12 protein-coding genes are annotated in these 12,611 nt (G+C 50.4%); 2 read left to right on the top strand and 10 right to left on the bottom strand.

Going from position 1 to position 12,611, the window contains the following annotated elements; all coding sequences use genetic code 11:
- Nucleotides 1-526 precede the first annotated feature (526 nt).
- The gene (locus V5J35_RS06675; RefSeq protein WP_354010500.1) at nucleotides 527-1,543 is read right to left on the bottom strand and encodes a GIY-YIG nuclease family protein; all 1,017 of its coding nucleotides are present in this window, start codon (nucleotides 1,541-1,543) and stop codon (nucleotides 527-529) included.
- 252 nt (nucleotides 1,544-1,795) lie between these two features.
- Here V5J35_RS06675 and V5J35_RS06670 point away from each other — a divergent pair, with 252 nt between their 5' ends.
- Entirely contained in the window at nucleotides 1,796-3,109 is a 1,314-nt protein-coding gene (locus tag V5J35_RS06670) for a hypothetical protein (protein WP_354010499.1), read from the top strand.
- A gap of 9 nt (nucleotides 3,110-3,118) precedes the next feature.
- Here V5J35_RS06670 and rimI read toward each other — a convergent pair whose 3' ends face one another.
- The 4 genes from rimI to V5J35_RS06650 all read right to left on the bottom strand — a co-directional run bounded on the left by rimI (nucleotide 3,119) and on the right by V5J35_RS06650 (nucleotide 6,370).
- Nucleotides 3,119-3,571 (bottom strand): ribosomal protein S18-alanine N-acetyltransferase, encoded by a 453-nt coding sequence (gene rimI, locus V5J35_RS06665; RefSeq protein ID WP_354010498.1) that lies wholly within the window; start codon nucleotides 3,569-3,571, stop codon nucleotides 3,119-3,121.
- An 11-nt stretch (nucleotides 3,572-3,582) separates the two neighbouring features.
- A complete protein-coding gene (locus tag V5J35_RS06660; protein ID WP_354010497.1) occupies nucleotides 3,583-4,428 on the bottom strand; it encodes a uracil-DNA glycosylase family protein in 846 nt (281 codons plus the stop codon).
- Nucleotides 4,429-4,434: 6 nt separating this feature from the next.
- Entirely contained in the window at nucleotides 4,435-5,982 is a 1,548-nt protein-coding gene (locus tag V5J35_RS06655) for a 2-isopropylmalate synthase (RefSeq protein WP_354010496.1), read from the bottom strand.
- A 190-nt stretch (nucleotides 5,983-6,172) separates the two neighbouring features.
- Nucleotides 6,173-6,370: a hypothetical protein gene (locus tag V5J35_RS06650; RefSeq protein WP_354010495.1), complete on the bottom strand. Its 198-nt coding sequence runs from the start codon at nucleotides 6,368-6,370 to the stop codon at nucleotides 6,173-6,175.
- A 97-nt stretch (nucleotides 6,371-6,467) separates the two neighbouring features.
- Here V5J35_RS06650 and V5J35_RS06645 point away from each other — a divergent pair, with 97 nt between their 5' ends.
- Nucleotides 6,468-7,064, top strand: a complete 597-nt coding sequence (locus V5J35_RS06645) for a YajG family lipoprotein (protein WP_354010494.1) — start codon at nucleotides 6,468-6,470, stop codon at nucleotides 7,062-7,064.
- Between the two features lie 19 nt (nucleotides 7,065-7,083).
- Here V5J35_RS06645 and hemH read toward each other — a convergent pair whose 3' ends face one another.
- The 5 genes from hemH to V5J35_RS06620 form a co-directional block, all read right to left on the bottom strand.
- Nucleotides 7,084-8,106: a ferrochelatase gene (gene hemH / locus V5J35_RS06640; RefSeq protein ID WP_354010493.1), complete on the bottom strand. Its 1,023-nt coding sequence runs from the start codon at nucleotides 8,104-8,106 to the stop codon at nucleotides 7,084-7,086.
- Nucleotides 8,107-8,170: 64 nt separating this feature from the next.
- On the bottom strand, nucleotides 8,171-9,403 hold the full coding sequence (gene nhaA / locus V5J35_RS06635; RefSeq protein ID WP_354010492.1) for a Na+/H+ antiporter NhaA: 1,233 nt from the start codon (nucleotides 9,401-9,403) through the stop codon (nucleotides 8,171-8,173).
- Between the two features lie 342 nt (nucleotides 9,404-9,745).
- Complete coding sequence (gene prmC, locus V5J35_RS06630; protein WP_354010491.1) at nucleotides 9,746-10,588, bottom strand: peptide chain release factor N(5)-glutamine methyltransferase; 843 nt, start codon at nucleotides 10,586-10,588, stop codon at nucleotides 9,746-9,748.
- Complete coding sequence (gene prfA, locus V5J35_RS06625; protein ID WP_354011374.1) at nucleotides 10,581-11,666, bottom strand: peptide chain release factor 1; 1,086 nt, start codon at nucleotides 11,664-11,666, stop codon at nucleotides 10,581-10,583. The genes prmC and prfA overlap by 8 nt, the downstream gene beginning before the upstream one ends.
- Nucleotides 11,667-11,871: 205 nt before the next feature.
- On the bottom strand, nucleotides 11,872-12,438 hold the full coding sequence (locus V5J35_RS06620) for a porin family protein (RefSeq protein ID WP_354010490.1): 567 nt from the start codon (nucleotides 12,436-12,438) through the stop codon (nucleotides 11,872-11,874).
- Nucleotides 12,439-12,611 lie beyond the last annotated feature (173 nt).

Below are 12,611 nucleotides of genomic sequence, written 5' to 3'. Positions count from 1 at the left end.
GCTGTATAAAAAATAGTCAATTTGTTGTGAGGGTTGTCTTTCAAGGGGTCTGTGACATTTTTATTGAGTACTTCACAGAGTTATCCACAGAAGTTGTGACTATTTCATAAGGTAAAATCTGCCTGAAAAATACTCTGCATTTATACGTCTAAGTATTTATATTTACGAATGAAATATCTTCAGGTTGTAAGAGATATCTGACAGAAAAAACAGCGTTTTCAACTTGTTATACGACTTAAGTATTGTTTTTTTCAGGGGGAAGGTTCTGAACAGAGTGGTTAGCCTGAATCAGAAAGGTGTGCCTTTATCCATGCTTTTTATTATTTTTATACAACATGTGTAATGTATTTTGTGGGTATTTCTGGTCTTCTGGCGAAGTTGCGTAGCAACGGTGGATAAATACCTTTACGGCCTGACAGGACAGAGTGTTAATTGTCTCAGTGCAAAATAAAAAGCCCGCTATGGTCAGACCATAGCGGGCCAGAGTTGTATATTGAATAGCTGTATACTGAATAGCTCTTTGCAATCAGGCAACCGCTGCCAGCACTCCTGTCTCCATATTTTTAGCCCGAGCATCCAGTTCTGCCAGCAGACCAGCCAGGCTGTTACGCTCCTGCTCAATGGCTTCCTGGCTTTTCTGGGCGCGCTGAGTACGATGGCGTTCAATCGCTTCAATAATACGCAGCTCTTTTGGACAAACCGGCTTAGCGATTTGTTCCGGCTCTGACCTGATCTCCTCGACAACAGGCTGAGGAGCTGCAACGACCTCTTCTTCTATTGCGGCACTTTCAGGTTCTGCTTCAGGCATCTGCTGAAGACTCTCTGCTGCCTGGCTGTCGCCCGACAGAACCGCGTCTGCAGCGGCTGTGATGGCGGCCAGCTGTGCGCTGATGTCATCACTCAGACTGATGCTTTTCATCTGTACCGTGGCATTAGCCTGGGAGCCGGCAGTGGTTTGAACGGCAGCTGCTTTTTTGGCAGCTTCAGCGGCTTCTTTTGCTTTTTCTTCCTCGGCAATTTTTGCCAGGGCGGCCTTGATGCTCTCTTTGGTAATCTCTTGTTTGCTGACAGGCTTGGGTTCAGCCGGTTTGCTGGTTGCAGGTGCAGCCTTTGAGGGAGAGGCTGTAGCCGTATTTTTTGAATCGGAAGACTTGATGGTCAGACTTGGTGGTGTTTCACTGTCAGACTCCTCTCCGGAGAAAATGGCTGCCAGCTCTTTTTCGATAGACGACTTGCGCTGGCGGGTTTTCTTCTTCGGAAGAATTTTGACGGTACTGGTTTTGTAGCCCCGCAGGCTCTTGGCCCCAAAATGGTCAATGGCTTCCTGCTCCAGTTCAAGCAGTTCCTGACGATCCTCGGCTCTGTCCCACTCATCAACGGTAAAGGCGTCTTCGCCGTTGATTCTTATCTCGCGATAGAGCGGGTAGTCCAAGTCTTGCTGCGCTGCAGCCACCATTCTTTCCCACTGGCTTTCAAGCTCGTTACGGGTACTGCCGACATAGACTTGACCTGTGATGTTGCTGGTGACGGTGAAGATAATCAACGCTGAAGAACCTTTCTACTGACGATAACAGGCGCGCAATTATACCTGCCGATTTGCAGCTGGGTAGTGGGTATTGTTCAGTATTTTTCGCTATGTTTGTTGCCTGATGAATAAATAGGCATTATTTCAACTGATTCTTCATGTTAGTTGCCGAAATTTCTACTTTTTCTAAAGTGAAATATAAGAAAAAGAACTTTTAATTTCTGAATCGGTATCTCGGGAAACCACTTCATTTTGTCCATGGAGGGACAAATGACCAGACTTTATCTGCCAACCTGTTGTCTGTCTCTGGTGCTATCCGGAATGATCTCTTTATCGGTTTGTGCAGCGCCTGTCATCGTTGAAGAACCGGTGGTGGCTGAAGCTTTTGTATTGCAGCATTATGGGGCTGCATGTCTGGAAATAACCACCAGTGATCTGGATTCGGGTACCTGTGTCTATCAGGATCCGGATGACAGTAGTAAATGCTATCCACGCAACCGCACTGCCCTTATCAGCTGTAATGCAGAGAAATCTGAACAACTATGGACTTATAATTTCGCTGCAAAAACTCTTCACAGTAAAGCTTATCCTGTCTCCATGTGTCTTAGCAGAATGGTGGATTCGGTTGAGCTTCTGCCCTGTAGCCGCAGTATTCGCGGTCAGGTCTGGACATTTGATCAGTCGGGCTTGCTGTCCAGTGCTGTAGACAAAGACGGTCGTGGCAGTTACCTGCATTTGCTGAAAGGCGATAATGTTGTTCTTCAGCCTTTGCAGTTTAAGTACATTTATTATGGCCAGTGGCAGTGTTTTCTAAGCCCGGTTAATGATAAAAAAATGTGTGGCACATTGGAGTTTGGAGATAATGTAATCTGGCTGCCTGACAGTGGTGGCGATCAGGACAGGAATCAGGAACCAGAGCAGGAACAAGGACCGGAACAAGGACCGGAACAAGGACCGGAACAAAGACCGGAACAAGAACTGGAACAAGAGCCGGAACAAGAGCCGGAAAAGGTGCAGTCCCTGCCTTCGGAACCAGTGACCTGGGAAGAGAAGCCTGACAATCTCTATTGGTTGTCAGAATGGCTAACCAGTGATCTCCGTCTTTCGGTAAGAGAAAGTACATCCTGTCTCGGGTTAGACCTGCCTGAAGGGTGTGAGTCAGGTGTTGTACAAGGTGAACAGTGTTATGTGGGAACCAGGGTTATTGTGAAACCCTGTGACGGTGATGATCGTATCTGGCGTTTTGACCTGGAGAATAAACGACTGTTCAACAAGCTGGCGGGATATAGCTACTGTCTGACCTGGATGAATCAGATGTTATCCCTGCAAAGCTGTTTTGCCGGAGGAGCTATAGAACAGAAATGGTATTTTGCCCGGAGAGAGCACCGGGCAGTGTTCGACGATAAGCAGCTACGGTTTTTCAGCCTGAAAGCCAGTTACGATTATCGTAAATCTCTCAAGGCACCTGAGCTGCCGCCAGGGCAGGAATTTGAAGTGGAATACTCTCTGGTGCCTCGTTCATCGCCTGATGAGGGCTGTGGGCTTGATCCGGCGACAGGCAGCCCGATGAGTGACTGCCCCTGAACCGTTAAGTTAAACACTCAGGTCCAGCGCCATAACAATAGCGTCTTCCGATGGGTGAAGCCCCGTTGCCGGGTAGTAGTTTTTGCGTCGGCCAATCTCGCTCAGTCCTTCATTCAGGTACAGATTAAACGCCGGCACATTGGACTCCCTGACTTCCAGAAACAGTGTATTGGCGTGCTGGCGAGCCTGTTCAACCAGGTATTGCAGCAACTGTCTGCCATAGCCTTTGCCCTGACAGGCTTTGCTGATCGTTATGATCAGCAGGTGCGCCTCATCGGCAACGGTCATTAACACACCGTGTCCGATGTGCTGGTCATTGAGACTGGCAATGCAGCAGATATATCCGGCTTTGCCCAGACTGTCTTCAAAGTGACGGGCTTTCCAGGGGTGTTCGCTGGCTTCAGTTTCCAACCGGGTAACGCAGGGGAGATCCTGCAGTGTCATATCACGAAAGGACAGCATACTGTGCGGTATCAATTCTCTTCAGTGGAAGGCTTTGGCAATGATGGCTGGCCAGTCAGCAGAGGCTTCAGGTCTTTCCAGGCTTCAGCCTTCAGGTTGGGCAGTTTCATGAGTTCGTTCAGTCCGTGGCTGACAGCAAAACGCTGATCGGAATGCATGCCGGGCTGGACGCCTCGCAGTTCTTCGAAACTGCGCTCAGGGTCTATAACAAAACGGGCGGCAGCCGGACCAAAGAGCAACACCAGTTTACGACGTGCCAGCCCGAACTGGTTGCTCAGGTAGGCGCAGACAGCGTCAGTGGCAGCATGGTCGTCCTGGTCCATCTGTCCAATCAAACCGACATTACCCAGAGGCCAGACAAATTCGCTCATGGGCAGGTCTGGTTGTGAGGTGTGCCTGATCGCACGTAAAATGTCGTTTAGCAGCCGCATATGGAAGCGTGTGAACTGGTTCAGACCCGAATGCGGCATTTCTGCAATCACCAGGCACTCGTCATTGGGTGCCAGGGTCACCAGACGGAATTTGCTGGTGGCTGGTGCCGGTTTGTCCTTTTTAACCGTTGCAGGCGCTTTTGACGCCCGCTTTTCTGGTTGCTTTGCCGGAGTCGTCACCAGAGTCGGGCGGGCAGGTGGCTCCGGAACGGGTTCCGGCTGCTCCAGATGCTCCGGTAAACCCAGTGCCAGCATAGCTTCCCGGGCGGTAAGCTCCTGAGACTCTTCCGGCTCCGTGACCGCTTCCGGAAAATCGAAGTCGCGATGAGCCAGGGCGTTAGGCAGGACGGTGCGAGGGAACCACGTCTGTATTCCCATCGCATCCAGATAGTCCTGTCGACTCTGTTCTGTAATCCTGCCAGTCATTAACGGTCAGACATTTCCTGTTTGTGGATTGGTTTTGCTGTGATCCGATTCCAGCAGGTTAAGCGCATTGATATAAGCCTTGGCAGAAGCAATGACAATGTCAGTGTCTGCGCCAGAGCCATTCACAATGCGACCTTCCCTCTCCAGGCGAACACTGACGTCGCCCTGAGAATCGGTACCACTGGTAATTGCGCTGACATTATACAATGCCAGACGGGCGCGTGAATTAGCAATTGTTTCAATGGCTTTGAAAATGGCGTCTACGGGGCCATCTCCCTGGCTGCGCACTTCTGTTGCCTCACCATCAATGTTGATAACCAGCTTCGCTTCCGGCATGGTTCCCATTCTGGAATAGGCCTGCAGGTCAACCAGCTGGTATTTTTCCCGGGGGGTGGTGTTGCGAACGTCACTCACTAATGCTTGCAGGTCGTCGTCAAAAATGTCTGATTTTTTGTCTGCCAGCACTTTGAAGCGGGCAAATGCTTCGTTCAACTCTTCCTGATCAGCAAATGTGATGCCCAGTTCTGACATTCGCGTCTTAAATGCATTTCTGCCAGACAGTTTCCCCAGCGTCAGGCGGTTGGCGTGCCAGCCTACGTCTTCTGCCTTCATGATTTCATAGGTTTCACGATGCTTCAGCATACCATCCTGATGAATACCGGACTCGTGGGCAAACGCGTTGGCACCCACAATGGCTTTGTTGGGCTGAATCGGAAAGCCGGTAATACCGGAAACCAGTCGCGAGGCGGGTACGATTTGAGCGGTATTGATGCCCGTCGTCACATTCAGCTCATCTTTACGGGTCCTGATCGCCATAACAATTTCTTCAAGGGAAGCGTTACCCGCCCGTTCGCCCAGACCGTTGATGGTACATTCTACCTGACGCGCACCATTGACCACAGCAGACAGGGAGTTGGCAACAGCCAGCCCCAGATCGTTATGGCAGTGAACCGAGAAGACAGCCTTGTCAGCATTGGGAATGCGCTCGATCAGCTGAGCAATGGTGTGACCAAACTGATGGGGTACCGCATAACCGACGGTATCCGGAATGTTGATGGTCGACGCTCCGGCATCAATGGCTGCTTCAATAATACGACACAGAAAGTCCAGCTCTGAACGACCTGCGTCTTCACAGGAAAACTCCACGTCATCAATCAGGTTGCGGGCATGTCTGACGGCAAAGACGGCCTGTTCAAGAACCTGCCCCGGAGTCATGCGCAGTTTGTGCTGCATGTGGATGGGAGATGTGGCAATAAACGTATGAATACGCCCCCGATCTGCAGGTTTCAAGGCTTCTGCTGCCCGGTCAATATCTTTTTCCAGAGCCCGCGACAGGCTGCAGACGGCGCTGTCTTTAATGGTTTTGGCAATGCTTTTGACAGCATCAAAGTCGCCGGGGCTGGCCATGGCAAAGCCCGCTTCAATCACGTCCACTTTCAGCATTTCCAGTGTTTTGGCGATGCGCAGTTTCTCATCTTTGGTCATTGATGCGCCGGGGCTTTGCTCACCATCTCTCAGAGTGGTGTCAAAAATAATCACCTGTTCATTGTCCATAATGCAGTCCTTGGTTTTTTTGGGAATAGTTAGTAATTTGTTTTTAACCGTGATCCTGGCGACCTTTTAACCGGCGTTAGCCATATACGTAAAAGAATGTTTTTTTATGCCTGATCCGGTATTTAAGTGACCCGTTCAATGTTAACGGTTCGTAATGGATCTGGGTCGAAGGTGAAAATAGATATACTGCTCAGGGCAGTAGCAGAAGCATGCGGGAAGGCAGGAACAGGTTCTTGATGTTCTCTATAGAAAAAGTGATGGAGCGTGTAGTGGAATAAGTACAGGTCGACCGGCTGACCGGCTGATTGGCTATACCTGTATTGACTGTGCTTGCAGAGTTCATCTTGTTGGTTCGTGTTGTAGGTATTTTTACTTCTCTTTTTGGCACTATATATCCATCTGTTGGATTTGCCAAGCGGTTGTGAACAATGGAGACTACAGAAGCAAATTGAGAGTAGCTGAGTAAAAACTAAGGATGCAGTTCAATGACGATAACAAAATCACGCTGGCAAAAACTGTTGCCTATGACGGGTCTGGGGGTGTTGCTGACGCTTGGCGGCTGTGCCATGAGCCCTCAGGCTGTAAAAGTTAACCCTTCTGTCACTGTGGCAGAGTCGACCAGGGGTACTCTCAGTTCAAGCGTATCGGTGACGGTTTTCGATGAGCGCCTGACTCCCGTTATTGGTCATCGTGGCGGTGTATACGACACTAATGTGATTACCGCCAGAGATAATCTGCCTCTGGCACTGCGCTCTGCGGTTGAACGGGGGCTGAGGGAGATGGGAGCCTCTGTGGTAGCGTCCGGCAATGCACCGCAGTTTCAGGTGTATCTGGATTCGCTGGAATACAGAGTTCCTGAGGGCAGCTATGTAACGCAGGTTGAAGTCAAAGCAAAAATCCGGGTCGCAGTCATGCACGCTGGCAAGCGTTTTGAAGGCTCTTACAGTGCCGATATCCTGGAACGGGTTCCCAAGGCTCCTTCGGACAAAAAAAATGAGGAGTTGGTGAACCAGGTATTGAGCGATGTGCTGGAGCGTTTGTTTGCGGATCAAAAGCTACAGGATTTTATGAAAACCCTGTAGCAGGCTGGTCCCTATAGCGTCAGGCCTTGAGAGGCTGCTCCAGCCAGCTGCTCAGGAGCCTTGCCCACTCCGGGTTATCATTCAGGCAGGGAATCAGTTCAAGGGATTCACCCCCGGCTTTAATAAACGCTTCCCTGGCTTCCACGGCAATCTCTTCCAGCGTTTCCAGACAGTCTGAAACAAAAGCCGGACAGATGACCAGCAGCTTTTTTGCGCCCTGTTCTGCCTGTTGTCTGATGGTGTCCAGTGTGGACGGCTCCAGCCATTTGTCACGGCCTATTTTCGATTGAAATGCCACGCTGTATTTATCCACAGGGATACCGGCTTTTTCCACAAAGCTGGCAGAGGTTCGGTAAACCTGATGTCGGTAACAGGTGTGGTGGGCAAAAGAAGGCTTATGACAGCAGTCGCCTGATTTCAGGCAGTGACTGCCGGTTGGGTCATCTTTGGTGATGTGTCGTTCAGGCACCCCATGATAACTGAATATCAGGTGGTCATAGTCTTTTTCCAGCCAGGGCCGGGCAATGTTGACCAGTGCATCAATATAATCATCATGGTCATAAAACACCGGATGGATATTGAGCGAAATGGGTAACTGGTTGTCTGAAATAATGGCCTGAGCTTTATCAATAACGGTTTTGACCGTTGACATGGCGTAGTGTGGATAAAGGGGGAACAGCAGCAGTTCTTTTATTTCAGGCTTGCTTGCCAGTTTGACGATGGCGCTTTCCATGTCAGGACGGCCATAGCGCATAGCCAGTTCAACCGGCATATCGGTATGTTGGCGAACCTGCTCCAGTAGCCGGTAGCTGATGTTGATCAGTGGCGACCCTTCGTCTGTCCATACGGAGGAGTATGCTTCAGCCGATTGTGCCGGTCTTTTCGGTAGTACAAACAGGCTGACAATCAGTCGCCGTAGCGGCCAGGGCAGGTCGATTACATTTTTGTCCATCAGGAACTCGTCCAGATAGCGACGAACATCCTCTTCTGTCGGACTGTCCGGTGAGCCCAGATTGACCAGTAAAGCTGCCTTTGCTTCCATCCATCCACACCATTTCTAGAAGGGCCTGAAGAATCGCGATTATAACGAAATTAAGCCGCCCCTTCTATTGAGCCTCCGGGGTAGAGGGTGTAGAGGGGGGAGAAGATGCTTTGGAGGTTGAGTGTTCCCCAGACTGAGAGCTGCGTTTCAGAACATAATATCCAACAACAGCTGACAGGAATGACCCGGCAAGAATGCCAATGCGATCGGTTGCCAGATAGGCAATACCCAACTCTTCGAAAGCGAGGGAGCCAATAAACAGGCTCATGGTAAAACCGATACCGCAAAGAATTGACAAGCCATAGAGCTGAGCCCAGTTGGCTCCGGGTGGCATTTTGGCAATTCCAGCTTTGATAGCTACATAGCAGAAGGTGAATACACCCACTTGCTTACCCACAAACAGTCCCATCATGATCCCCAGTGGAATGGGTGAAAAGAGTGACTGAAGCTGCGACAGGCTTAACTCAATGCCTGCGTTGGCAAAGGCGAAAATAGGCAGGATGACATAGTTCACCCTGCTGTGCAGTTTGTGTTGCAGCGCTTTTAGTGGAGAGCGGCCTTTTCTGTCCCTGAGGTTTAACGGTATGGTGAAAGCCAGCAGTACGCCAGCCAGAGTGGCATGTACTCCGGATTTCAGTACGCATATCCAGAGTAGTGCGCCAACAAACAGATAGGGGCCGGTTTTCGCCACGTTCAGACGGTTCATGGTGACCAGGGTGGCAAGGAAAATGGAGCCCAGGATCATGGAGGCAACAGACATTTCTGACGTGTAAAACAGGGCAATGATGACGATGGCACCCAGGTCGTCAAAAATAGCCAGCGCCAGCAGGAATGTTTTCAGCGAGGTAGGTACCTGTTTTCCCAGAAGTGCCAGAATGCCTACAGCAAAAGCAATATCCGTGGCGGCAGGAATAGCCCAGCCCTGCATGGCGAGTGGGTCTTTATAATTAAAAAAAATGTAGACCAGGGCGGGAACGACCATGCCGCCAATGGCAGCAACGCCGGGCAGTGCGATTTGTGCCGGAGTACTCAGGTCACCTCTGAGAATTTCATATTTTACTTCCAGACCAATCAGCAGAAAGAATACAGCCATCAGGCCATCATTGATCCAGAGTAGCAGAGGTTTGTTAATTTCCAGTGGGCCAACGCTGAAGTTAACCGGTAGCTGCAGAAGCAGGTCGTAATAGTCAGCCAGAGGCGAGTTAACAGCAATTTTGGCAAGAATAGCCGCAACAATCAGTAGAACGCCAACAGCGTAATCCTGTCGTAAAAAGTGGTGTAGCCGTCGTAAATGCATTGCGACTCCCGTTTTTGTTCTTTAAGTATGACGTTGTTTTGACAGGCAGGTCATACCGAGAATGCAGGTTTACATGGGTAAATTTACAACAGCTTTTTGGTTAAACACTCGAGGTGAGCCTTGGGCGCAGTAGCAGGGTTCTCTGAAAAACAAAGAGCAGAGTACATAAGTCCTTAACTGCCGTTTATAAAGTGGCCAATCAAAAAGATGTCTACAGGAAGGATTATAAGACCGGGAACGCCTGATCGGAAGCAGTTTGTTAGTAAAAATACTTAACAGGTTTGCTCGAAAAATCTCATCAGGCGTTCATTGTTATCAGAAAGAGCTGTCTGAAAAGAGCTGTCAGAAGAAGAGTTGCCCCTGCGTTACACGGTCGTGCCCAGACAAGTCCTGAACCGTTGACACCCTGCTGAATCCAGCATGGCGCATCAGTTGCTGTATTGATTCAGCCTGATGATAGCCATGTTCCAACAACAGCCAGCCACCATTTTGCAGTTTGGAAACGGCTTGCTGAATGATAATGCGAATGTCGTCTAAACCATCAGCACCCGATGCCAGGGCTGTTTCGGGTTCAAAGCGAACATCGCCCTGGCTCAGATGTTTGTCATCACTGCAGATATAAGGCGGATTGCTGACGATCATATGGTAATTGTCGTCTGGAAGCGCTTCACACCAGCTGCCCTGATAGAACGTCACATTGTTAATGCTATTGTTCCGGGCATTCTGTTCAGCCAGCTTTACTGCGTCCTTAAACTTATCAACTCCGACCACTGTCCACTGTCTTTGTTCACTAGCCATAGCCAGCGCAATAGCGCCGGTGCCTGTACCCAGGTCTGCGACAGTAGCATTTTCCGGCAGTTCTTTTGCCAGTGCCTGTTCAACCAGAAGTTCTGTGTCAGGACGGGGAATCAGGGTGGCCGGTGAAACCGCCAGCTTCAGCGTCCAGAAATCGCGCTCGCCGGTCAGGTAGGCGACGGGAGTCCCTTTTTGACGCTGTACAACCAGCTGTTTGAAATCAGACAGCTGTTGCTCGCTCAGTTCATGTTCTGGCCAGGTAAACAGAAAGCTTCGGTCTTTCTGGAGGATATGGCACAGCAGAACTTCAGCGTCCAGGCGAGCTGTTTCACTGTCTGTCAGAAGCTCTGTTGCCCAGCTCAGCAGTCGATCAATCCGGCAATCAATCATTGGACAGACCTGTCAGCAATTCTGCCTGGTGCTCCTGTAACAGCGGTTCAACCACCGGGTCGAGGTCGCCTTCGATAATTTCAGACAGTTTGTACAGAGTCAGGTTGATGCGGTGATCGGTAACCCGCCCCTGAGGATAGTTGTAGGTACGGATGCGCTCGGAACGGTCACCGCTGCCTACCAGGCTTTTACGGGCATCGCTGATCTCTTTGGCGGCTGCCTCGTCCTGTGCGGTTTGCAGTTTGGCCGACAGCAGTGCCATCGCCTTGGCGCGGTTTTTGTGCTGGGAACGTTCGTCCTGACATTCCACCACAATGCCGGTTGGCAGGTGAGTCAGACGAATCGCCGAGTCGGTGGTGTTAACGTGCTGACCACCGGCACCGGAGGAGCGGAAGGTGTCTACCCGAAGGTCTTCCTTTTTGATCTCAATGGCTTCCTGTTCGTCCGGCTCAGGCATAATGGCCACCGTACAGGCAGAGGTGTGGATGCGCCCCTGGGACTCCGTTTCCGGAACACGCTGAACACGGTGAGCGCCGGATTCAAACTTCAGTCGCCCGTAAACGGCATTGCCGACAATGCGGGTGATAATTTCACGGTAACCACCGTGTTCGCCATCGTTGGCACTGATAATTTCGATTTTCCAGCCCCGCTTCTCGGCATAGCGGGAGTACATGCGGAACAGGTCGCCGGCAAAAATAGCGGCTTCGTCACCACCGGTACCGGCACGGATTTCCAGGAAGGTATTGGAAGCGTCACGGGGATCTTTTGGCAGCAGCAGCAGTTGGAGATTTTGCTCCAGGCCGGGCAGTTGTTCTCTGCCTTCGCGCAGTTCTTCTTCTGCCATTTCCGCCATTTCAGGGTCATCCTCTTCGGTCATGGCCCGGGCTTCTTCCATGTTTTCAATGACCTGACGGTATTCCTGATAAGCCTGAACCACAGGTTCCAGTTCGGCGTATTCTTTGGACAGTTTGCGAAATTTATCCTGATCGCCAATCACTTCCGGATCGCTCAGCAGTGCAGCAATCTCTTCATAGCGGTCCAGCAGGTTGTCGAGTTTGATTGTCAGGTTGCTGCTCAGGCTGACAAAGGTAGAGTCTTTCATTGTCAAAGTGTGTTCTCAGTCACTTCAGCACCGGATGTTTTGTCGGGTGCCGGGGGAATAACAGGGTGGGCGTAGTGTATCAGGAATCGGACGGGGGCGGAGATTTTGACGATTTTGGGGAAAGCAAAAAAAAGGCGACCCGTTCAGGGGTCGCCAAGTCACACAGCATTAAGATTGCGTATCAAAAGCGGTAAGACACGGAGGCGTAAAGGTTGCCGTCACTGCTGTTTTTCAAAGTGGAACCATTCGCTTTGATCTTGGTGTCGTGCCACAGATGGCGGTAGCCAGCTTCCAGGTCAAAGTTACCCATGGCATAAACAGCACCTACCTGACCACCCATGGCAACTTTACCCTGGTCTTTCTTGAAGCCGTTTGCACCACTCACCTTGAACTCGGTGTTGTCGTGACCGATGGTCAGACCTGCAAAGGGCTTCAGGTCGCCAGTGCCAAACAGGTAGTCAGCAGACAGCAGGAACTGTTCCTGGGTCATTTCTGTTTTTACACCGCCGCTCTTAGCATCGTCTTTACCGGTGTTGTAAGAGCCGTAAACACGCATGTTGTCGTTCAGATAGGCACCTACCTGAACGCCGTAACGTACAGGCCCGTCAGCTTTTTTGATATTGGTGCCGGAAACGGACTGATCGTTAAAACCGGCACCAACGCTACCACCAACAAACCAGTCAGCAGCCATAACGTTGGCGGATACACCCAGAGCAGCGATCATTGCAGCAGTGGTCAGCTTTTTCATAATGAACTCCTTATGATTCGAACAAAGGCGAGGGCTACAGCCCTGGTTGGCATTGCCTCTGTCATTGAAGATGGGTGTATTGTCGTGATTCGCGGTTTATTCTGATAGATCAGGAAGTGTCTGAAAGTTGCGACACTGTTTATAACTCTTTGATTTAAAAGAAAAAATATTTA

The organism is Endozoicomonas sp. NE40, from assembly GCF_040549045.1.
Taxonomy (GTDB): Bacteria; Pseudomonadota; Gammaproteobacteria; order Pseudomonadales; family Endozoicomonadaceae; genus Endozoicomonas_A; species Endozoicomonas_A lisbonensis.
This window is presented reverse-complemented; position numbering and strand designations above follow the sequence as displayed.